Origin of the sequence: Streptomyces sp. NPDC002889 (assembly GCF_042888425.1) — a bacterium.
In the GTDB taxonomy this organism is placed as follows: domain Bacteria; phylum Actinomycetota; class Actinomycetes; order Streptomycetales; family Streptomycetaceae; genus Streptomyces.
In genome coordinates, this window is the sequence record NZ_JBIAPT010000037.1 from 19,974 (window position 1) to 40,842 (window position 20,869).

Here is a 20,869-nt window from a genome sequence, read left to right on the forward strand (position 1 = left end):
CCGCCATGACCCCTCCCTCCGACGCCACCGGCGGCACCCGGACCCCGCAGGTCAACTACCGCGACGCCCCCTCCCTGGCCAGCCCGGTCTTCGAAGTAGGGAGCCTTTCGGTCTTCTACGGCGACCATGAAGCCGTCCGCGACGTCAACATGAACATCGGGCACCGTCAGATCACCGCAATGATCGGACCGTCCGGCTGCGGCAAGTCGACCGTCCTGCGCTGCTTCAACCGCATGAACGACCTCGTGCCCACCGCCCGCGTGGCGGGCAAGGTCCGGTACCACAATGAGGATCTGTACGGCCGCGACGTCGACCCCATCGAGGTCCGCCGACGGATCGGCATGGTCTTCCAGAAGCCCAACCCGTTCCCGAAGTCGATCTACGACAACATCGCCTACGGACCAAGGGTTTCCGGCTTCAAGGACAATCTCGACGACCTCGTCGAGGAGACCCTCACGCACGCCGCGCTGTGGGACGAGGTCAAGGACAAACTCAAGACCTCCGCGCTCGCGCTGTCCGGCGGCCAGCAGCAGCGGCTCTGCATCGCGCGCACCATCGCGGTCAAGCCCGAGGTGATCCTCATGGACGAGCCCTGCTCGGCCCTGGACCCGATCGCCACCGCCAAGATCGAAGACCTCATGGAGCAGCTGTCCCAGGAGTTCACCATCATCGTCGTCACGCACAACATGCAGCAGGCCGCACGCGTTTCACACCGCACCGCCTTCTTCACCGCGGACATCGACGACAGCGGCGTACGTCACGGACGGCTGGTCGAGTACGACGAGACGGCCCGGATCTTCAGCAACCCCTCCGACCAGCGCACCGAGGACTACATCTCCGGCCGCTTCGGCTGACAGACCCCCAGTCCGACGCTCATCCCTTTGCGCGCATCACGTGAAGGAGTAACCCGGGTGACACCCGACGCACACCGGCCGCCGGCCACTTCCGCTGGCGGCCCAGAAGACGGCACCATCCCTGATCTGCTGCTTGCAGAACCGGACGAGGCCCTGGCCGCTGAGGCCAGCGCCCGGTTCGAGAGCGCGGGTGTGAGGATCATCGTCTGCCGCGACGGCGCCGAGGCCCTGCTGCAGGTCGGCGCCCACCACCCGCGCGCGGTGCTGCTCGGCGCACCGCTGCCGGTGGTCGGCGCGGCCACGGTCACCGCACTGATCGCGCGGCTCCATCCGGTGCCGGTCATCGTCGGAGCGGGCCCCGACGGAGCTGCCGAGGCCACCGCAGCAGTCGCCGCCGGTGCCGTGGCCTTCGTGGCCCGCCCCTACCGGGCCGAAGAGATAGTGCCGCTGCTCATGTCCGGCCGCATGAACGGTGGTGCTGTCCGGACCCTGGTGGTCGGTGACATTGAGCTTGATCCCGCGGGGTTTCACGTCTATGTACGGCAACGCTCCCTGCAGTTGCCCGTCCGTGAATTCATGCTGTTGCGCTATCTGATGGAGCACGCCAACCGCGTGGTCAGCCGGGCCGAACTGACGAAGGCCCTGTGGGGTGTGGAAACACTGGACAGCAACAGCCTTACCGTCCATGTCCGCCGCGTCCGCAACCGGCTCCGCGAGGGCTCCGGCAGCTGCTGCACCATCGACGCCATCCGTGGCATGGGCTACCGCCTGGAGTGCAGCCCCAAGGGAGTCGCGAGCTCCGGCTCTTCCCGCACGGCCCCGGCGACATAGCTGTGGCCCGGCTGTTCCTTCGCGGGCGGGCGGTCGAACTACAAGACTCCGGCCGGCGGGCGCATGGCGGTGCAACCCGTCGGCCGGTTCAGGCTTTGAACAGCGTGCTCGGTGATTCCTTGCGGTCAGTTGCGTGAGGTCCCGGTCCGCGGCGTCTGTGCCACAAGCAGTTCCTGTGTGAGCAGGCCGATGCGCGTGTCGAGTGCGTCCCCTACGGACCGGGCGCTCTCGATGTCCAGGCCGCTCAGGTCGGGCAGATCCCAGTCGAGGTAGCGGCGGCCAGGACGCACAGGGCAGGCGTCGCCACAGCCGAGGGTCACCACGACGTCGGCGGCGGTGACGACCTCCGCGGTCAGGGGCTTGGGGAATTCCTCGCCCGTCGTCAGCTTCCGCTCGGCCAGCAGCTGCCGCACAATCGGGGCGATCCGCGCACCCGGGTCGGAGCCCGCGGTGAGCACGCGCACCCCGCCCTTCGCGTGATGGCGCATGAGCGCGGCGGCCAACTGAGAGCGGCCCGCATTCTCCGTACAGACGAAGAGCACCTCGGGGACCGGCTTCGGCGACAGACCGAGCCCGCGGGCGAGGGCTCCCAGCCGCTGGTCGGCGAAGCGTTCGATCAGGACCGGCAGGTGTGTGCCGACGCGGGCCCGACTCCCGAGCATGTCGGAGCACTCCTCGACGTACTGCGTCACCGTTGCACGCGAGAACGCACGGCTGTAGCGGGCGGAGAGTTTGTCCGAGATGCGTCCCAGCACGGCGCGGCTGTCCCGCAGCGGGGGCGTTGAAGGGCCGATTGGGGTCTGCTCATCCATCGGGCGACTCCTCAGAACCGGAAGGTGCCATAGCCTCCTCCACCACCGATCATAGGCGAGTGTCTATATGCTGAATAGGCCGCATCAAAAGTGAACGCTTGGTGAACAGCGGAGGGGGCGGCCTTCGAACATGCGTTGGCCCACCCGAGCGGCCCTTATGGTGAATAGATGGCTATCACTGCAATCGGCGCATCCGAAGCGGCGGTGGGCGAGACCGAGGCGGAGGCCTGCGGATCCCACCTGTCGTGCCTGCTCATCGACCGCGATGAGGCGCAGCGCCTCGCCGACATGCTCAAGGCCATCGCCGACCCCACCAGGCTCCAGATCCTGCGCCTGATCGAGCGGGCGCCTGCCGGTGAGGTGTGCGTGTGTGACCTGACCGACTGCCTCGGACTGCGGCAGCCTACGGTCAGCCACCACCTGAAGATCATGACCGAGGCTGGCCTTCTGGACCGCGAGCGGCGCGGGACATGGGCCTGGTTCTCTGTGAACCACGAGGGTCTGCGCCGCGTACGGGAAATCCTCGAGCCTTCCAGCGCCTGACTGCCGGTCACGCGACGGCGCAGCTGCGAACGTCGCTGCCGCGCCTCCCCCTGTTCTTGCGAACCCCGGACTCGCCCGGCCAGCAGCCGGTGCAACGCATGGTCAGCTTCCGGGAAGGCCTACAGCACCCGAACACGTTGCGCCGCAATCCTCCGCTCGGGCCCGCGAAGATGCGGCCACCTTCGTGCCGCCGAGTCGCCGCGAGCCCGCGTATGCCCAGGAGGAGTCCGCCGGCCGTCACCGTCGCACCGAGGGCGGCGTTTCGCGGCGCGGGAGCGGCGTCATTGGGTCTTCCTTCTGTGAACCGGGGGTCGATCGGGGCAACAGCACGCCGAGCTGCCGTCGGTGTCGCATCGTCGGCCGATGGCAACGCCCAGCACCAGGTGGGTTTGGTGCTTCCCGCCCGGCTTGAGGTGCCGCGGAAGGGCCCCGGCTCCGCCGCGTGGGGAACACGGCGGAGCCGGGCCAGGATTCAACACCCTTGCGCGAGACAGGCAGATGTGGCGCTACGCGCCCAGATGGTCGGCGAGTTCGCGCTCGAGAGCGGCCTTCGGCTTGGCGCCGACGAAGGTCTGGATGATCTCGCCGCCGACGTGGATGTGCATCGTCGGGACGGACATCACGCCGTACTTGGCAGCGGTTTCGGGGTTCTCGTCGATGTTGAGCTTGACGATCTCGATGCTCTCGCCGTGCTCGGCGGCGATGGCCTCCAGCGACGGGGCGAGCTGGCGGCACGGTCCGCACCAGGGCGCCCAGAAGTCGACGAGCACGGGCTTGCTGCTCTTGAGGACCGCCGACTCGAAGGAGTCGTCGGTCACGTTCTTGAGAGCCATGGCGGCCTCCTCCTGCGGATGGGGTCAGACGGCGGCCGGGGCCATCGCCGGTTCTGAGGCCTTGGCGCTGTCGGCGAGCGCGGCGAGATACCGCTCGGCGTCGAGGGCAGCTGCGCAGCCGGTTCCGGCGGCGGTGATGGCCTGGCGGTAGGTGTGGTCGACCACGTCGCCCGCGCCGAAGACGCCAGGGATGTTCGTGCGCGTGGAGGGGGCCTCGACCTTGAGGTAGCCCTCGTCGTCCAGGTCCAGCTGGCCCTGGAAGATCTCGGTGCGCGGGTCGTGGCCGATGGCGATGAACAGGCCGGACGCCTCGAGGTCGCGCGTCTTGCCGGTGAAGGTGTCGCGCAGACTCACGCCGGAGAGCATGCCGCCCTCTGCCTGGATCTCGGCGATCTCACTGTCGAACGCGAAGGAGATCTTGTCATCGGCGAAGGCACGGTTCTGCATGACCTGGGAGGCCCGCAGCGTGGAGCGGCGGTGGACGACGGTCACCGACCTGGCGAACCGGGTGAGGAAGGTGGCCTCCTCCATGGCGGTGTCCCCGCCGCCGACCACGACGATGTCGCGGTCGCGGAAGAAGAAGCCGTCACAGGTGGCGCACCAGGACACGCCCCGGCCGGACAGCTCTTCCTCGTTCGGCAGGCCGAGCTTTCGGTAGCCGGAGCCGGTCGCAACGATCACGGCCTTGGCCCGGTGCACCGTTCCGGCGGAGTCGGTGACTTTCTTGATGTCCCCGGTGAGATCGACCGAGACGACGTCGTCCTCGACGATCTCGGCACCGAAGCGCTCGGCCTGGGCCCGCATGTTCTCCATGAGAACGGGACCATCGACGCCCTCGGGGAAGCCGGGGAAGTTCTCGACCTCGGTGGTCGTGGTGAGCGAGCCACCGACGAAGATCCCTCCGCCGAAGACGAGGGGGTCGAGGTTGGCGCGCGCGGTGTAAAGGGCGGCGGTGTAGCCGGCGGGTCCGGAGCCGATGACGATGACGTTCCGGACGTCGTTCGCGCTTGCGCTCATGCGCTCTTCTCCGGGGCGATCTCCTCGATCAGGCCCTCGACGAGCTTCTTGATCTCGTCACGGATCGGGCGTACGGCCTCGACGCCCTGCCCTGCCGGGTCTTCCAGAGTCCAGTCCAGGTACCGCTTGCCGGGGAAGACCGGGCAGGTGTCGCCGCAGCCCATCGTGATGCAGACGTCAGAGGCCTTGACCGCGTCCACCGTGAGGATCTTGGGCATTTCGGCGGCGATGTCGATTCCGACCTCGCGCATGGCCTCGACGGCGGCCGGGTTGACCTGGTCGGCAGGCGCCGAGCCGGCCGAGCGGACCTCGACGCGGTCCCCGGCCAGGTGGGTCAGCCACGCGGCGGCCATCTGGGAGCGGCCGGCGTTGTGGACACAGACGAACAGGACGGAGGGCTTCTCGGCCATCGGAGGTCTCTCTCTTGTCTCGCGAGCGGTGTCTTGCCACGTCACGCGGGGTTGTATCAGGCACGATTGACGTCAGCACCTGGTGGCGTCAGGAGCCACTGATGTGAGAGTATCAGCCCATGATGACGTCAGTCGACACTGAGCTGATTCGGGTTCTGGCCGACCCGCTCAGGCTCCAGATCGTGACCCTGCTCGCCAAAGAGACGCTCTGTACCAGTCACCTCGTGGAGGAGACGGGTGCGCGGCAGACCAATCTCTCCAACCATCTGAAGGTGCTGCGCGAGGCGGGGGTCGTGGAGACCGAGCCGTGCGGCCGGTTCACCTACTACCGGCTCCGCCCGGAGGTCATCGCTTCGCTTGCCGGTCGGTTCGCCGACCTCGCGGAGACTGCGCGCGCCAGCGCCGAGGCGAACCTCAAGCGGTCCTGTCCCTGATCACCGCGCACTGTCGCAACTGCAAGGAGTCCAGTTGAGCGCCACCGAGGCCGCTTCTCCCCGAACGGCTGCCGAGACCACAGCGGATTCCCGCATAGCCGCGGTCACTGAACCGCAACCGGCGCCGGGCGCTACTTTGCCCCGCACCCCGCTCATCGCCCGGGCTGCTGCCGAACTGGTCGGTACCGCAGCCCTCGTCGCCGTCGTGGTGGGCTCCGGCATCCAGGCCACCGAACTGACGCAGGACGTCGGCCTCCAGCTGCTGGCCAACTCCATCGCCACGGTCTTCGGCCTCGGCGTACTCATCCTCCTGCTCGGCCCGGTCTCCGGCGCGCACTTCAACCCGACCGTCACCCTGGCCGAGTGGTGGACCGCCCGGCGCACAGGTGCGGGCGTCACCGCCCGCGAGGCGGCCGTGTACGTCCCCGCGCAGGTGATCGGTGCGATCGTCGGCGCCGTGCTGGCCGATGCCATGTTCGGCGAACCGCTGGTGCAGTGGTCCACGCACGAGCGCTCGGCAGGAAACCTGCTGCTCGGCGAGGTCGTCGCCACCGCCGGACTCATCCTGCTGATCTTCGGCCTGGCCCGCACCGACCAGCTGCGCTTCGCTCCGGTCGCCGTCGCCTCGTACATCGGCGCGGCCTACTGGTTCACCTCGTCCACCTCCTTCGCCAACCCGGCGGTGACGGTCGGACGCGCCTTCACCGACACCTTCGCCGGCATCGCTCCCGCATCCGTGCCGGGCTTCGTCGGAGCCCAACTCGCCGGCGCAGTGGTGGGCCTGGCTCTGGTAGCGCTCATCTTCATGCGCGGCCGGGACGCTGGGACGCAGCACGGCGCATGACACAGCAGACGCAGGTGGTGGTCATCGGCGGGGGCCAGTCCGGGCTCGCCGCCGGCTACCACCTGCGCCGCCTCGGCGTGGACTTCGTCGTCCTGGACGCGCAGTCCACGCCGGGCGGCGCCTGGCAGCACACCTGGGATTCGCTGCGTCTGTTCTCCCCGGCCGCGTACTCCTCGCTGCCCGGTCGTCTCATGCCGCCCCAGCCCGGCGAGGCCTACCCCGGCGCCCAGCACGTCGTCGACTATCTCGCCGACTACGAGAAGCGCTACGAGCTGCCGATCCAGCACGGTGTACGCGCACATGCCGTACACCGTGACGGCGCCTTCCTGCGCGTCGAGACCGACAACGGCTCGTGGCGGGCGCGCGCCGTCATCAGCGCCACCGGCACCTGGTCGCGTCCCTTCCTGCCCACTGTTCCCGGCCGTTCGGTCTTCCAGGGAGTTCAGCTTCACACGGTGGAGTACCGCAATCCTCAGGAGTTCGCGGGCCGGCGCGTGGTCGTGGTCGGCGGCGGCAACTCCGGCGCCCAGATCGCCGCCGACCTCGCGTACGACACCGAACTGACCTGGGCCACCCAGCGCGAACCGCGCTTCCTCGCCGACGACATCGACGGCCGAGTCCTCTTCGACGTGGCCACAGCGCGCCGCCGGGCCCTCGACGAGGGCAGCTCGGACGCCGGCGGAGTCGCCTCGCTCGGTGACATCGTCGCCGTACCGCCCGTACGTCAGGCCCGTGACGCCGGACTGCTCAAGTGGTCACCGATGTTCGCCCGGCTCACCCGCCACGGCGTCGCCTGGGCCGATGGCACCACAGCGGAGGCGGACGCGGTCATCTGGTGCACCGGCTTCCGCCCGGTGCTGTCCCACCTCGCACCGCTCGGCCTGCGCGGACCCCGCGGCCATGTCCCCACGGCGGGCACCCGCGCCGTGGGCGAGCCCCGCCTCCACCTGCTTGGCTACGGCGACTGGACCGGCCCGGCTTCCGCCACGCTCATCGGCGTCGGCCGCCCGGCTCGCGACGCGGCCCGTGAGATCTCGGCCCTGCTCGCCTCCGGACACTGACCCCGGCGGATCAGGAGAGGGTGCTCACCACCTCACGGACCTGCGCGGCCACCCCGTCCGGGAGCGGCGCGTAGTGGATACGGGAGAGATCCTTCTGTCCTTCCTCGCTGGCCGTGTACGTCAGGAAGGACTTGAGGGCGGGCAGGACCTCGGTCTGATTGCCCTTGGCGCAGACGATCTCATACGTGACGAGCACGATGGGGTATGCCCCGGGCACCTTGGTCCTGTAGTCGAACTTCAGCGTCATGTCCTTGCCGCGCCCGACCACTTCGGCCGCCGCGATACCTGCCGACGCGGTCTCGGCAGAAGGGCCGACCGGCTCCGGCGCACCCGTGTCGAGTCTGACGGTGGGAAGGTTCTCGGTCTTGGCGAAGGACAGCTCGAAGTAGCCGATGGCTCCGTCCTCATTCAGCACGTCCGATGCCACCCCGTCGGAACCGGCCGCCGAGTGGCCGCCCTTGGCCTGCCAGGCTTTCTCCGTCGGGTACGGCCAGTCGTCCGGCGCTGCCTCGGCGAGGTACTTGTTGAGGTTCTGCGTCGTACCCGAATCGTCGGACCGGTGCACGGTGCGGATTGGGGTCGCGGGCAGCTGCACGCCAGGATTCAGGCGCTTGATCTTCTCGTCGTTCCACACGGTGATCTCCGAGTCGAAGATCCGGGCGAGGGTGGGGGCATCGAGGACGAGGTCCTTCACGCCCGAGACGTTGTAACCGACGGCAATGGGTCCGCCGACCATCGGCAGGTTGACGGCGTTGCTGCCCGGACATACGTCGCGGGATGCCTCGATCTCGTCCGGCTTGAGCGCACTGTCGCTTCCGCCGAGCACGGTCGCTCCGCGGAGGAACTGGGCGACTCCGCCGCCCGACCCTATGGGCACATAGCGGATCTGCACCCCAGGACAGGCACTCTGGTACTCGTGCATCCAGTGCTGCATCGCGTTCTTCTGCGCGGTGGAGCCGGATGCCGGGAGCTGGCCTTTCTCCGCGCACTCGATGTTGCCCTTCCGTGCGTCGGGTGGCGGCACATCCTCAGTCGCGCCGCCGAGGCCACACGCCGAGAGCAAGAGCACACCCCCAGCTGCCGTCACGATCGCGCTGTACAGACGCCTGTGGTTCACCCGTTGCTGCTGCACCTGCTGTTCCTTTCAAGGGTCAGGAACATAGATACTTGCCGATATAAATGCCGCTGCGGTGACGCGCCAGCGAACATCGGCCGTCGTCCTGCCGCTCCTTGGGTGACTGCAGCTTTACGAGGCACACTGCCGCGGCCCAGTGGTAGACGTACGGGGTGCGGTTCCGGGTCACGACCGGCACTTGGACCGGGCACGGGAGTCGGCCGGCCATCTGGCATCGTGCGCTGCACGTCCTCGCCCGGTTCGGTGTCACGGACCAGCTGCTCGCCCGCTGGAGTCCGGCCGTACAGCTGAGGACGCACGGCGGCCAAGAACTTGACTCCTCCAGGTCATCGATTATCGTCGATTACCGATGAGTGACTTCCTGGAGCGATCCGAAGCTGAGCAGTACGCCAGCTGGTTCAAGGCGCTGGCCGATGCCACGCGCGTGCAGATCGTGACGCTGCTGGCCCGGCATGGCGGGGAGATGACAGTCGGCCAGATCGTGGCCGCCGTGGGGGTGGGCCAGTCGACGGTGTCGCACCACCTCAAAGTGCTGACCGAGGTCGGGTTCGTGCTGGTGGAGCGCGAGGGCTCCTACAGCCGCTACCGGCTCAACAAGGAATGCGTGCAGGGGTTCCCGTCGGCTGCCGATGTGGTGATGGGCAGGCCCGCGCCTCTCCCGGACGCGCCCGGTGAAGGGAGCAAGCGGAGAGGCAGGGGCCGGTGAGCGCGGCCGCACCCGAAGGGCAGCTGTCCGGATCGCGTTCCAAAGCCGTCTACGCCCTGCTGCTGGGGCTGGGGGTGCTGGATGCGGCCGGGTACAGCCTGATCGCGCCGGTCCTGCCGACCCTGGCCGATCGGACCGGCGCCGGCGCCACGGTGATGGGGATGCTGGTGGCCACCTTCCCGTTGGGGATGGTCGCAGGGTTCGCGGTGGGCGGCTTCGCCGTGCAGCGCAGTGCACTGGGCAGAGTCATTCTGGGCGGACTCCTGCTGATCGCCGTGGGTTGTCTCGGCTTCGTCTTCGGCAGCGACCTTGCCGTCTTCGCCGTGGCCCGCCTGGTGATGGGGGTGGGGTCGGGATGCCTGTGGCTCGGCGTCACCTTCGCCACGCTGGCGGCCTGGCCGGGCCAGGAATACCTGTGCATGAGCCGGGTCTTCGCCGCCTACTCCGCCGGCGGTCTGCTGGGCCCGCTCCTGGGAGCCATCCAGGGGGTCCGCGGACCCTTCCTCGCGTATCTCTTCCTCATCCTGCTCGCGGGGGTGCCGGTGCTGGCACTCAGGCTCCCCGCGCGTGCCGGTGCCTTCACGAGTGATCGGCGTGCGATGCGTTCGCGCGGCTTTTGGGCGGCCAGTGCCGGCATCGCCTTCGCGGTGCTGGCGCTGGGCACCCTGGAGGGTGTCCTGCCGCTGCACTTCGCCACTCGGCTGTCCCAATCCCAGATCGGCGTGCTGTACGCGGCAACCTCGGTGCTGGTGGCCGTGGCTGCCGCGCTCGCCGCCCGGCTGCGTCCCCGCCGCGCACTGCTGGCATCCACCGTTTTCGTAGTCGTCGGCTTCACTGCCGCCGGGGCCGGCACGTCGGTGCCCGTGTGGATCGGGGCCCTGGCAGTGGCAGGAGTCGGCATCGGCATGGCGAACACCGGATCGGTCGGGGTGCTGCTGGACGCCGTGCCCCCGCGACGCATCGTCACCGCGATGGTGCTGTGGTCCCAGATCGGGATCCTGGGCTATCTGGTCGCCCCGGTTCTGGGCGGCCCGGTCGCTGACTCCCATGGGTACGCGGCGGTCGCTGTCATCGTTGCTGTCACCGCCCTGGCTGTCCCGCTCGCGCTCGGCAGGCGCAACCCGAGATGAGCACGCCCGCGGCCCGGCACTCTCCGCCCTGGTCCGTGGCTGGAACACGGAGCCGGTCCGGTGAGAGCCAGGTGCTGTCAGGAGCCGTAGTGCCGCAGCATCTGCCCCATCGCGGCCGGCACGGAGGGCTCGACCCGGTAGTACACCCAGGTGCCCCGCCGCTCGGAGGTGAGCAGGCCGGCCTCCTTCAGCTTCTTCAGGTGGTGCGAGATGGTGGGCTGGGAGACGCCGACGTCGGAGATGTCGCAGACGCAGGCCTCGCCGCTCTCGTGTGCGGCGACGAGAGAGAACAGGCGCAGCCGGACCGGGTCGCCGAGTGCCTTGAACATCGCGGCCGTGCGCACCGCTTCTTCCGCTGTCAGCGCGCGTTCGGTCAGCGGCGGGCAGCAGGGCGCCAGCGTCTCCGGCTCGAGCAGCGGCAGCAGCTCCGTATTCGACATACATCTATGTTGACACACATCGAACCAAGCCGCCCAGAGGCAGCCGCCGCTGTTTATGGCTGGGCAAGATGGGCGGCCAGGCGGCGTGCGATGCGCCGGGCGTCGCGGCTCACACCTCGCAGCGAGGCGGAGGACAGGCTGCGCTGCCACTCCAGTCCGACATAGGCGAGGCCGGGGTGAGTGAGCGAGATACCGTCGCGGTGGCGCGGCCCTCGGTGGACGCCAAGTGCGTCGAGGGGTGCGAGGTAGCCGAGATCGGGCCGGTAGCCGGTGGCCAGCACGATGGCATCGACGTCCTCGACCGTTCCGTCCTGCCAGGTCATCTTGGATCCCTCGATGCTGGTGAACATAGGGCGGCGATCGGGAGCGCCAGCCGCGAGGGCGGCTCGGTAGCGGCCGTCGTCGATGACGGCCATGGTGGCCGGGCCGCGCTGGAAGCGGCCGAGCGGGGCGGTGTCCAGCCCGGTGACCTTGAGCCAGAAGTGCAGGTCCATACCGCCGAGCGGGCGCTGCTTGAACCACCTGACCGGGGCCCGGCTGGCGAGGCTGACGCGGGCGCGGGCGCGCGCGGCGAGTTCGGCCGCGACCTGCACGGCGGAGTTGCCGGCGCCGACGACCACCACCCGCTGTCCGGCAAAGGGCTCGGGGGACCGGTAGTCGGTGACATGCAGGAGGGTCCCGGTGAAGGAGTCCAGGCCGGGCAGAGCGGGGCGGTTGGGGCTTCCGAAGCCGCCGGTGGCGGCGACCACAGCGCGTGCCGCCAGGTGCGATCCGTCCTCCAGTGCCAGCAGGAACCCGCCGTCCTCGGCGCGGACGGCACTCACGCGACGGCCGGTTCGGATCTCCGCGTCCAGCTGGTCTGCGTAGCGCAGCAGGTAGGCGACCACCTCGTCCCGGTGCGGATACCGCTGCGGGTCACCGCCGAAAGGAAGGCCGGGCAGGGAGCTGTACCCCGCCGGGGAGAAGAGGGTGAGGCTGTCGTAGTAGTGCGGCCAGGAGCCGGCCGCCCGCGCGGAGGCTTCCAGCACCACCGGCGTGCGTCCGCGCCGGCGCAGGGCGTGGGCGGCGGCCAGGCCGGATTGTCCGCCGCCGATCACGGCAACGTCGAGATGCTCCATCACTCACTCCACTTGATTCGATTGATGTCTATGTTGACGTTCATCGAAGCAGGTGCCATGCTGGCAACACAAGCCATCGACAGATATCGAAACAGAATGGGGAGTCACCGTGACTGCGCCGATTACCGATGTGCCCACCGCCGCCCTGCCCGCCGTGGTGATCGGAGCCGGACCGATCGGCCTGGCCGCCGCCTCCCGACTCATCGAGCGCGGCATGGAGCCCCTGGTTCTGGAGGCCGGAGACAGCGCGGGCAGCGCCGTGCGTGAGTGGAGCCATGTACGCCTCTTCTCCACCTGGGCCGAGCTCGTCGACCCGGCCGCAGAGAAGCTGCTCGCCCCCACCGGCTGGGTGAAGCCCGACGGCTCCACCTACCCCACCGGCGGCGACTGGGCCGAGCAGTACCTCCAGCCACTGGCCGACGTCCTCGGCGACAAGGTCCGCTACAGCGCAAACGTCACCGGCGTCTCCCGCCTCGGCCGCGATCGCGTCGTGGACGCCGACCGCGAGCAGCAGCCGTTCACCGTCCACATCCTCAATGCCGACGGGAGCGAGGAGCGGATCACCGCCCGCGCCGTCATCGACGCCTCCGGCACCTGGACCACCCCCAGCCCCATCGGTGGCGACGGCCTGCCCGCGCTGGGCGAGCGCACCGCATCCGACCGCATCTCCTACCGCGTCCCCGACCTCAAGGATCCGTCCGTCAGGGCGCGTTACGAGGGAAGGCGCACCGCTGTCATCGGATCCGGCGCCTCCGCCTTCACCGCCCTCGCCTACCTCGCCGACCTCGCCAAGGACGCCCCCGGGACGCACGCGGCATGGGTCCTGCGGCGCGGCATCGGCGGCTCCACGTTCGGCGGCGGCGAGGCCGACCAGCTTCCCGCTCGCGGCGCACTCGGCCTCGCGGCAAAGGCCGCCGTCGACAACGGACACGCGAGCGCGGTCACCGGCTTCCGTACGACCGCAGTCGAGAAGACCGGTGACCGGCTGGTGCTGGTGGCCGAGGACGGCCGCCGTCTCGACCCGGTCGACGAGGTCATCGTCCTCACCGGCTTCCGCCCCGACCTCTCCTTCCTCGCAGAGCTGCGCCTCGGCCTGGACGAGCGGCTGCAGGCCCCGATCGAACTCGCCCCGCTGATCGACCCGAACGTCCACTCCTGCGGCACCGTCTACCCGCACGGCGCGAGGGAGCTCTCGCACCCGGAGAAGGGCGTTTATGTGGTGGGCATGAAGTCCTACGGCCGCGCGCCGACCTTCCTGGCAATGACCGGCTACGAGCAGGTCCGCTCCATCGCCGCCGCCCTCGCCGGCGACCGGGAGGCGGCCGAGCGCGTCGAACTCACGCTCCCCGAGACCGGAGTCTGCGGCGGCGCCGGGCTGTTCGACCAACCCGAGGCCGAGGAAGCGTCCGGCGGCGGCTGCTGCACGGCCCCGACCACCCTCCAGATCGGCAGCGGAGCCCCGGCCACAACCGGAGGCTGCTGACTGCTCACATCCGACAGGAGGCACATCATGTCCCGAGTCCAACTGGCCCTTCGCGTCCCTGACCTTGCTGCGTCCATCGCCTTCTACACCAAGCTCTTCGGCACCGAGCCCGCCAAACTCCGCGACGGCTACGCCAACTTCGCCATCGCCGAGCCTCCGCTCAAGCTCGTTCTCATCGAAGGGGAAGCAGGCGAGGACACCCGCATGGACCACCTCGGCGTCGAGGTGGCGACCAGCGAGGACGTGCACGCCGCCACCACCCGCCTGAGCGACGCCGGCCTGGCCACCGCCGAGGAGAACGACACCACCTGTTGCTACGCCCTCCAGGACAAGGTCTGGGTCCACGGTCCCGGCCAGGAACCCTGGGAGGTGTACGTCGTCAAAGCCGACGCCGACAGCCTGGCCAAGGAAGGCAGCACCTGCTGTGCCAGGCCGGCCACCGCCGACACCGGCGCGAGTGAACCTGTCGCCGCCGGCGGCTGTTGCTGACCTGACGATGACCGACCTTCACAGCAGCACAAGCGGGGCCGCGACCGGAAAAGGGGACCGGTCACGGCCTCGCGCCGCGCTTCCCGCCCTGTGCGCCACACAGATCACCAGCTGGGGCATCGTCTACTACGCCTTTCCCGTCCTGCTTCCGCACCTGACCGCAGATACCGGCTGGTCCACAAGCGCCGCCACCGCCGCGTTCTCCGCCGCCCTGCTCGTCTCGGCTCTCGCTGGGATACCTGTCGGCCGCATCCTCGACCGCCGCGGTCCCCGCGCCGTAATGACTGCTGGCTCCGTGCTCGCGGTCGCTGCCGTTCTGGCCATCGCCCTTGCCCCCACCCTCTACGTGTTCACAGCCGCCTGGCTCGTGGCGGGCCTTGCCATGGCCGCCACCTTCTACCAGCCCGCCTTCGCCGCCCTCACGCGCTGGTGGGGCCCCGACCGCGTCCGCGCCCTGACAATCGTCACCCTCGCCGGCGGCCTCGCCAGCACCGTCTTCGCACCACTGACCGCCCTGCTCGCGGATCACCTCAGCTGGCGCACCACCTACGCCGTACTCGCGCTCATCCTCGCTGGTGTCACGATCCCGGCTCACGCCATCGCTCTGCGCGCCCACTGGCCGCCCGCTCCACCGGCAGTACCCACCACCAGCCGCACACCGATCGCCCGCAGCCGCCCCTTCCTCCTGCTCACGCTGGCTTTCACCCTCTCCGGCTTCGCCATGCACGCGGTCGTCTTCGGGATGGTTCCCCTATTCACAGAACGCGGCGCCGACCCCTCAACAGCCGCCTGGGCACTCGGACTCGGAGGAGCAGGCCAGACCCTGGGCCGCACGCTCTACGCCACCCTCACCCGCCGAACCGGCGTCACCACCCGCACCACGATCCTGATCGCGGCGGGCGGAGCCACCACAGCCGCTCTCGCCCTCATGCCCGGTCCAGTCCCCCTGCTGATCCTGCTCGCGGTCCTGGCCGGTGTCGTACGCGGCAACCTCACCCTCCTCCACGCCACGGCGGTCGCAGATCGTTGGGGCACCGCGGCCTACGGCCGCCTCTCCGCTCTCCTCATCGCTCCCGCGACGGTGGCGGCAGCTGTAGCTCCCTGGGCGGGATCAACCCTGGCCGGACCGCTGGGCGGCTACGACGGCCTATTTCTCGCACTCGCCATGGGATCTGCAGTGGCAGCTCTTCTGGCCCTGTCGTCGGGACGCCCCACCTGGCATGAGTGACAAGTCGGCGCGAGTGGCATGTGGCCCAGTCCACTCCTGTCTCTCGCTCGTATTGAGGCCAGGGCTGTGTGTCCACCCCTGGCACTCGCGCCGGCCAGGATGCAAGCCAGCGGGCACTCTTGGGGTACCAACCCCTGACGCACTACCTCCTGTCCTTCCCGGTTGCCACGTCAAGGCTGTCTCGCTCCCTGGCTACCCGCTCCCTGCGTATCCGGGATCCGGGATCCGGATGCTGTCTCGCACGGCCGACGAGCTGGAGCGATGCGGTGCACGGCGGCCCGCGCCACGCCAGCTGACGGCCGTGTCCCTGGCGACATGTGCCGTTCGGACCGGGCACAGGCAGCCCCTGCTTGTCATGTGAGTCGCATCCGCGAGCGACAGCCCCTCGGCCTGAGGCAGAGCCATCCCCGGTTGCCCATCACCGGGACAGGGGTACCCCATCCGGTCAGTGCACTGAGGAAACAGGGTTACCCCAAGCCTGTGCGCCAGCCGGTGAAATTCACAACTCCGCGAGACGCCCCCAGGGATAACCGCCACCACCAAAAGCCAACCCTGGAAAATAAAGGAATCCCCGGAAAAGGCATTTCGGTTACCTCACCCAGGCAGCGAAACGTTACTTCAGATCAAACAGGGCCTGAAGCACAAAGAGGAAATTTCGACCCCGTTCGCACAGGCACCGGGACAGGTAATTGATCTCGTCGCTACATCGGGTGAAGTACCCCTTGCGATGCGAGTAAGTTGTGCTCTCTCATAGGTAGGGTTCTGGAATTATCGAAACCCTTTCCTGGGAAGAAATGTCTGGCAATCCTGACAAGTACATCCAGCTTGCGGAGGAGAGGAAGGAGATGTTGCAGCGCGATGCCCACAAGGTGCGCGTAGAGCTCGCCTACCTTCGCCGACTGAAGGAGTTCAAGGAGACGCAGGGACAGTGGCAGGTCTCGGGCATCCCCGAGCAGCGACAGCCGGCGCCTCCCCGCGAGGAAGCCGAGGCCCCAGCCGCTGGCGGCTTCCAGCCACCTACACGCAAGATGCGAATCCTCCGGCTTATGAGCCAAGACCCTCAGCGACAGTGGAAGGCGCTCGAAATGGCGCACGCCCTCAATGAGCCAGCCAAGATCAAAAGTGTCCGCGTCGCCATGGACGAACAAGCCAAGGCAGGTGATCTGATCAAGCTTCCGAACGCCTTCTACAAGTACGCGACACCACAGACCTGAATCCAGAAACAGGAAGGCCGCCACCAAGGAGTACCAGTCCGAGGTGGCGGCCAACAGCGACGAACCTCACCAAGAACTTCCACAGAGCCGGATCAGGTCGTCGTGTTGCATTTTACGAGCGGCTGAGCGCCGCCGGTAGCGCGCGACGAAATATGGTCCCGCCCTTCGTCCGAAGGGACGACCTAGCCGTGTTCAGCCTCGAACAGTCCTTCCGCACACCGTTCGCGCCGCCTTCGGCCTGCTTCACATGCCCGCATCACACATCGCGACCAGGCCACAGATCGCGCTCCAGCGCCTTTTCCAGGTTGGCGATGGTCAGCAGGTCCGGCCACGCCTCCCCGGCGAGCGCCTTGGCAATCGTGTAGCGGGCGACTCCGCTGACGCGCGACAGATGAGCGACCGACCAGCCCTTCTCGTCGACAGCGGCCTGCAGCCTGGCGGCCACTGCCTGGGCGACCCGAGCGCCGTGATGGTCCGCCATGACGGCCTCAGGCCAGACACCGCTGGCACAGTAAGCGCTTGGCGGCAGTCGACGGGCGTCTCCTTGAGGCATGAGGTGAAGTCTGACCCATCCGGTCCTCCCCGGTCGCACACAGTCGGCACTACGGATACATGTTATTCGAATAGCACCCCTCCTGCTGGGGTGCTGGTCTGGCGACATGTGATGACTCAGCGGATCAACTCGTATCGACCGGCCGGTTCCCCCGCGGGGTGGAGTCGCGTCGGTGATGAGGTGCGTCGGGTGGTCCTCCAAGCCGCGCCCCTCACCACTTTGAAGGCGCGGGAACTCCTGGGCGCTTTGGCTCATTTGGCCCTCTTCTGCGACGGCGAGGGCCTGCCCGCCTCTGCCGAGGTGTGGCTGTCGCGAGAGTTGATCGAGCGGTTCATCGCCGTCGGCTGCCCCCAGGTCAAGGAGTCGACCCGCGGCAACTACCGCTCTCGGCTGCTGCGCTTGCGCGAGCTCGTGATCGGCAGCGAGTGCAGAACGGGCAAGCCCGCCGAGCTCTCCGCCTCGAATCCCAACCGGCCCTACAGCCAGAAAGAGCTCGCCGACCTGTGGGGGTGGGCAGGCGGTCAGCCCACGGACGAGCTCCGCTGGGGCTGCAAGACCCTCATGGCCTTGGGCGCCGGGGTCGGGCTCGACTCCCCGGAAGTGATTCCGCTGCGCGCCCACGACGTCCATCACTCCGCGCAGATGCGCGGCCCGGCCGCCGTCAAAACCCGCGGCCCTCGAGAACGCGAGATCCTGTGCCGCCGCCCCTGGGAATCGGTGCTCTCAGCAGCCGCTGAACGCCTCGAGACCCCGGGCAACGCCAGCTATCTGTTCCGCCCGAACTGCCACAGTCGCGGAACCAATACGGTGACCAACTTCCTGACCCGGACCAAGCCCAGCCAGGGCGTTCCGCGCCTGGTCATGGGGCGATTGCGGTCTACCTGGCTGGTCGACCTCTTTGACTCCGGCGTTCCGATCACTGTGATCGTCGCGGCGGCCGGCGTCGACACCCTGCACGGTCTCTCCCGCATCCTTCCGTTCCTCCGCGGCATCCCGGCCGACGAGGCCGCTGCATTCCTGCGAGGCGCCTGATGACCGCCGTCGACCCGATGGGATCGTCAAAGGACCGGCACGAGAGACTGCTCGCCATGCGCGCCGAGCGCCGACTCCTCGATGACGCCGATGTCGAATCAGCCATTGAGGAAGTGGACAAGGGCGGTCTCATCGCTCTCCTGCAGGAGTTCGTGCACCTGGACAGGGGCCGTCCCCGCAAACTCACCCTGCGCGCCCTGCTGGTCGGCATGCACTTGTGCACCCAGGTCGGCGGAGGAAAAGTCATCCTGGAGAGGGTCACGGACATCCTTTTCTTCGGCCTCGGCCCACAGATGCGCCAGCGTCTCTCGTTACCCGACTATCCGGACCACGATCAGGGCTTCGAAGCGGGCTACGCCGTCGTGCGACGCCTCTTCCACGCGATGCGTGAGGCCATGGATCCCTCTCCGCTGCCGGCCAACAAGCGCCTTTCCCGCGAGGAGGCGCAACGCCTCGCCGCAGCGGCAGACCCGGAACGCTTGGCCGCCCGGGAGCATCGGCTCGCGCTCTTCACCGAGTTCGTCCTCGACGCCTCGGTACGTCCCCTGAAGGGCTTGCTCAACGAGCTGTCCGACGGCTCCCTGGCCGTGGATGCCACCCCGATCCGGACTTTCGCACGCGGCCGCAAGTCCAGGGGTCCAGAGCTCTCCACCGACCCCGACGCCGGCTGGTACGCCCGCGAGGGAGACCACCGCGACCCCGACACCGTCCCCGTCGCGGACGCGATGCGCCCTTCGGACAAGCGCAAGAAGAATCAGCGCACGAAGCAGGACAGGCGGAAGAAGGCCTCACTCAAGAAGAGAGCCAAATACCTCTTCGGCTACGACGCGGCCCTCGCCGTCACCCGTGACGCCCGCTACGACGAGGTGCTGCTGGAGGACAACACCCCCAGCCCCGACGTCCTGCCCACGCTCGTCCTCGGCGTCTCTCTCGACAAGCCCGGCCACCGCCCCGCCTACAACGGCCTCAAGATCCTCACCCGACTTCGGGAACGGGGGTACACGCCGGGCTTCCTCGCCGGTGACCTTGCCTACAACAACTCCGAGTCCGATGAATGGCAGCTGCCCGTCCGAGCCCTCGGCTACAAGCCGGTCTACGACTACCGGGTCGACCAGCTCGGCACGCAGGCAGAGACCCAGGGCGCGATCCTCGTCGAGGGCACCTGGTACTGCCCCTCCATGCCCCAGCCGCTGATCGACGCCACCAAGGACCTCTACGACGAACGCATCGACCGCGAGACATGGACCCGGCTCATCGCAGCCCGCAAGCCGTATCGCCTCGTGCCGAAGGAGAACGAGGACGCGGAAGGGCACCAGCGCGTGATGTGCCCGGCCGAGGCCGGCAAGGCCCAATGCCCGATCAAGCCTCGATCGCTCGGCCGCGGCGTCCACCTCCCGCTTGTGGACCCCGAGCCCGGCCCCACCGGACCGCTCAAGATCTGCCGTCAACGCAGCATCACCCTCGCCCCCGCCGAAGGCGCCAAGCACTGGCAGGCACTCGAGTACGGCGACGAGGAATGGCAGAAGGTCTACTTCCGCCTGCGGAACAGCGTCGAGGGCTACAACGGCTACGCGAAGAACCCCCTCGCCGAAGCCATCGAAGCCTCCGGCTCCCGCCGCATCCGTGGCATCGCCGCCCAGACCATGCTCCTCGTCTTCCAGCTCGCCCACGCCAACCGCCGGAAGATCAAGAACTGGGTCGAGACCCTTGCGCTCAACGGAGGGCGCCCCCGCAGACGCACGCACCACCGGCGCCGGACCAAGCCACTGGGCAGCTGGACCCCAACCGGCTACCTCGCACCGACCGGCTAGCGATCAACTCCGGCCGCACCTGCTGAAGATCAACCAAAGATCCAGAGCCCACACCGTGACGCATGCCATGATGTTGGCTCTTTCACGTGAAAACCACCCGAATCCCCCCAAGTCAGGGCTGCCCTGCTCCCGGACAACGAGAAACGGGCCCTCACCAGGACTTTCGTCTCTGGTGAGAACCCGTTTCGTCGGTTTCTCAGGTCGAGGTGCGGCCCGTCGACCCCGCGCCTGCGGGGATGCTCCCGGTTCAGCGTCCATGTGGCGAACGCCGTGGAGGTCGACCCCGCGCCTGCGGGGATGCTCCCCGACACGCGGTGCAGACCGTGCTCGACCGGCTGTCGACCCCGCGCCTGCGGGGATGCTCCCCCGACCGTCGGTGACCTCGTCGCCCTGCTGTGGTCGACCCCGCGCCTGTGGGGATGCTCCGCTGCCGGACAGTGATCGTGTTGCCGCCGTGCCCGTTCCCGGTGAGCACGCCTGGCAGCCATCGCTCCACCGTGTCCTCCAGGGCCAGTTGGCCCTCGGCCACGAGTTGCAGGACCACTGTGGCGGTGAAGGTCTTGGTGATGCTGCCGATCCGGAACCGGTCCTCGTGCCCGCGCGCCCGACGTGTCCGTGTGTCGGCGACCCCCGCCGGTCCTGACGACAGCGTGGGGGACGGACTCTGGGAGCGGATCACCGCCCTGCGCGACGAGATTCGACGCGACCTCGGGGTCACTGACCGCGCAAGCGCCCGCGACGTGAGCGAGGAACTGCCTGCGACGTAGCAGGCCGTGGGCCCGACAGGTGCGAACGCGACCTACTGTGACTGCCTTGCGAATTCTCGCTGCCCAGACCCATATGCTGCGGGGCTGGCGCTCGCCCGGGTCGGCGGCCCCCAGGCTCCGTCGT

22 protein-coding genes, 1 pseudogene and 1 CRISPR repeat array are annotated in these 20,869 nt (G+C 68.6%); of the genes and pseudogenes, 14 read left to right on the forward strand and 9 right to left on the reverse strand.

Features of this window, described 5'->3' with window-relative positions:
* Positions 1-5: 5 nt before the first annotated feature.
* Positions 6-854 carry a phosphate ABC transporter ATP-binding protein PstB gene (gene pstB / locus ACFYWI_RS35600; RefSeq protein WP_389239971.1) on the forward strand — a complete coding sequence of 283 codons (849 nt, stop codon included), beginning with the start codon at positions 6-8 and terminating at the stop codon, positions 852-854.
* Positions 855-911: 57 nt separating this feature from the next.
* A complete protein-coding gene (locus tag ACFYWI_RS35605; RefSeq protein WP_389239933.1) occupies positions 912-1,685 on the forward strand; it encodes a winged-helix domain-containing protein in 774 nt (257 codons plus the stop codon).
* 125 nt (positions 1,686-1,810) lie between these two features.
* On the opposite strand, the gene ACFYWI_RS35610 is transcribed toward ACFYWI_RS35605, so the two are convergent.
* Entirely contained in the window at positions 1,811-2,497 is a 687-nt protein-coding gene (locus tag ACFYWI_RS35610; RefSeq protein ID WP_389239934.1) for a low molecular weight phosphatase family protein, read from the reverse strand.
* A gap of 168 nt (positions 2,498-2,665) precedes the next feature.
* On the opposite strand from ACFYWI_RS35610, the gene ACFYWI_RS35615 reads away from it, so the two are divergent.
* A complete protein-coding gene (locus ACFYWI_RS35615) occupies positions 2,666-3,040 on the forward strand; it encodes an ArsR/SmtB family transcription factor (RefSeq protein ID WP_389239935.1) in 375 nt (124 codons plus the stop codon).
* A gap of 506 nt (positions 3,041-3,546) precedes the next feature.
* Here the strand turns inward: ACFYWI_RS35615 and trxA are convergent.
* Genes trxA through ACFYWI_RS35630 form a run of 3 tightly spaced genes read right to left on the reverse strand, consistent with a single transcriptional unit; the run spans position 3,547 to position 5,300 of the window.
* The gene (gene trxA / locus ACFYWI_RS35620; protein WP_389239936.1) at positions 3,547-3,873 is read right to left on the reverse strand and encodes a thioredoxin; all 327 of its coding nucleotides are present in this window, start codon (positions 3,871-3,873) and stop codon (positions 3,547-3,549) included.
* A 24-nt stretch (positions 3,874-3,897) separates the two neighbouring features.
* Positions 3,898-4,890: a thioredoxin-disulfide reductase gene (gene trxB / locus ACFYWI_RS35625; RefSeq protein WP_389239937.1), complete on the reverse strand. Its 993-nt coding sequence runs from the start codon at positions 4,888-4,890 to the stop codon at positions 3,898-3,900.
* Complete coding sequence (locus ACFYWI_RS35630; protein WP_389239938.1) at positions 4,887-5,300, reverse strand: arsenate reductase ArsC; 414 nt, start codon at positions 5,298-5,300, stop codon at positions 4,887-4,889. The genes trxB and ACFYWI_RS35630 overlap by 4 nt, the downstream gene beginning before the upstream one ends.
* 119 nt (positions 5,301-5,419) lie before the next feature.
* Between ACFYWI_RS35630 and ACFYWI_RS35635 the strand changes: the two genes are divergently transcribed.
* From ACFYWI_RS35635 to ACFYWI_RS35645, 3 genes are read left to right on the forward strand one after another with little or no spacing between them, the layout of a single operon-like run.
* Positions 5,420-5,734 carry an ArsR/SmtB family transcription factor gene (locus ACFYWI_RS35635; RefSeq protein ID WP_389239939.1) on the forward strand — a complete coding sequence of 105 codons (315 nt, stop codon included), beginning with the start codon at positions 5,420-5,422 and terminating at the stop codon, positions 5,732-5,734.
* A 34-nt stretch (positions 5,735-5,768) separates the two neighbouring features.
* The gene (locus ACFYWI_RS35640; protein ID WP_389239940.1) at positions 5,769-6,578 is read left to right on the forward strand and encodes an aquaporin; all 810 of its coding nucleotides are present in this window, start codon (positions 5,769-5,771) and stop codon (positions 6,576-6,578) included.
* A complete protein-coding gene (locus ACFYWI_RS35645) occupies positions 6,575-7,639 on the forward strand; it encodes an ArsO family NAD(P)H-dependent flavin-containing monooxygenase (protein WP_389239941.1) in 1,065 nt (354 codons plus the stop codon). Before ACFYWI_RS35640 ends, ACFYWI_RS35645 begins: the two co-directional genes overlap by 4 nt.
* 10 nt (positions 7,640-7,649) lie before the next feature.
* Here the strand turns inward: ACFYWI_RS35645 and pstS are convergent, their stop codons facing one another.
* A complete protein-coding gene (gene pstS, locus ACFYWI_RS35650; RefSeq protein WP_389239942.1) occupies positions 7,650-8,771 on the reverse strand; it encodes a phosphate ABC transporter substrate-binding protein PstS in 1,122 nt (373 codons plus the stop codon).
* 352 nt (positions 8,772-9,123) lie between these two features.
* Here pstS and ACFYWI_RS35655 point away from each other — a divergent pair, with 352 nt between their 5' ends.
* Together ACFYWI_RS35655 and ACFYWI_RS35660 are read left to right on the forward strand one after the other, a co-directional pair.
* Positions 9,124-9,480, forward strand: a complete 357-nt coding sequence (locus tag ACFYWI_RS35655; RefSeq protein WP_389239943.1) for an ArsR/SmtB family transcription factor — start codon at positions 9,124-9,126, stop codon at positions 9,478-9,480.
* Entirely contained in the window at positions 9,477-10,610 is a 1,134-nt protein-coding gene (locus tag ACFYWI_RS35660) for an MFS transporter (RefSeq protein ID WP_389239944.1), read from the forward strand. The genes ACFYWI_RS35655 and ACFYWI_RS35660 overlap by 4 nt, the downstream gene beginning before the upstream one ends.
* A gap of 77 nt (positions 10,611-10,687) precedes the next feature.
* Here ACFYWI_RS35660 and ACFYWI_RS35665 read toward each other — a convergent pair whose 3' ends face one another.
* Positions 10,688-11,050: an ArsR/SmtB family transcription factor gene (locus ACFYWI_RS35665; protein ID WP_389239945.1), complete on the reverse strand. Its 363-nt coding sequence runs from the start codon at positions 11,048-11,050 to the stop codon at positions 10,688-10,690.
* Positions 11,051-11,103: 53 nt separating this feature from the next.
* Positions 11,104-12,168 (reverse strand): flavin-containing monooxygenase, encoded by a 1,065-nt coding sequence (locus ACFYWI_RS35670; protein WP_389239946.1) that lies wholly within the window; start codon positions 12,166-12,168, stop codon positions 11,104-11,106.
* Positions 12,169-12,277: 109 nt separating this feature from the next.
* Here ACFYWI_RS35670 and ACFYWI_RS35675 point away from each other — a divergent pair, with 109 nt between their 5' ends.
* The 4 genes from ACFYWI_RS35675 to ACFYWI_RS35690 all read left to right on the forward strand — a co-directional run bounded on the left by ACFYWI_RS35675 (position 12,278) and on the right by ACFYWI_RS35690 (position 16,582).
* Positions 12,278-13,651: an NAD(P)-binding domain-containing protein gene (locus ACFYWI_RS35675; protein ID WP_389239947.1), complete on the forward strand. Its 1,374-nt coding sequence runs from the start codon at positions 12,278-12,280 to the stop codon at positions 13,649-13,651.
* Between the two features lie 27 nt (positions 13,652-13,678).
* Entirely contained in the window at positions 13,679-14,140 is a 462-nt protein-coding gene (locus tag ACFYWI_RS35680; protein ID WP_389239948.1) for an ArsI/CadI family heavy metal resistance metalloenzyme, read from the forward strand.
* A gap of 7 nt (positions 14,141-14,147) precedes the next feature.
* Complete coding sequence (locus tag ACFYWI_RS35685) at positions 14,148-15,368, forward strand: MFS transporter (RefSeq protein WP_389239949.1); 1,221 nt, start codon at positions 14,148-14,150, stop codon at positions 15,366-15,368.
* Positions 15,369-16,162: 794 nt separating this feature from the next.
* Positions 16,163-16,582, forward strand: coding sequence for a hypothetical protein (locus ACFYWI_RS35690; protein ID WP_389239950.1), 420 nt, complete (start codon positions 16,163-16,165; stop codon positions 16,580-16,582).
* A 256-nt stretch (positions 16,583-16,838) separates the two neighbouring features.
* Here ACFYWI_RS35690 and ACFYWI_RS35695 read toward each other — a convergent pair whose 3' ends face one another.
* On the reverse strand, positions 16,839-17,063 hold the full coding sequence (locus ACFYWI_RS35695; protein WP_389239951.1) for a helix-turn-helix domain-containing protein: 225 nt from the start codon (positions 17,061-17,063) through the stop codon (positions 16,839-16,841).
* Between the two features lie 183 nt (positions 17,064-17,246).
* Between ACFYWI_RS35695 and ACFYWI_RS35700 the strand changes: the two genes are divergently transcribed.
* Together ACFYWI_RS35700 and ACFYWI_RS35705 are read left to right on the forward strand one after the other, a co-directional pair.
* Positions 17,247-18,167: a hypothetical protein gene (locus ACFYWI_RS35700; protein WP_389239952.1), complete on the forward strand. Its 921-nt coding sequence runs from the start codon at positions 17,247-17,249 to the stop codon at positions 18,165-18,167.
* Positions 18,167-19,978 carry a hypothetical protein gene (locus ACFYWI_RS35705; RefSeq protein WP_389239953.1) on the forward strand — a complete coding sequence of 604 codons (1,812 nt, stop codon included), beginning with the start codon at positions 18,167-18,169 and terminating at the stop codon, positions 19,976-19,978. Before ACFYWI_RS35700 ends, ACFYWI_RS35705 begins: the two co-directional genes overlap by 1 nt.
* Before the next feature lie 215 nt (positions 19,979-20,193).
* Positions 20,194-20,406: a CRISPR direct-repeat array (repeat unit 29 nt; unit sequence GTCGACCCCGCGCCTGCGGGGATGCTCCC).
* A 59-nt stretch (positions 20,407-20,465) separates the two neighbouring features.
* Here ACFYWI_RS35705 and ACFYWI_RS35710 read toward each other — a convergent pair.
* Positions 20,466-20,696: pseudogene (locus tag ACFYWI_RS35710) on the reverse strand (serine hydrolase); the annotation flags it as partial.
* Between the last annotated feature and the right edge of the window lie 173 nt (positions 20,697-20,869).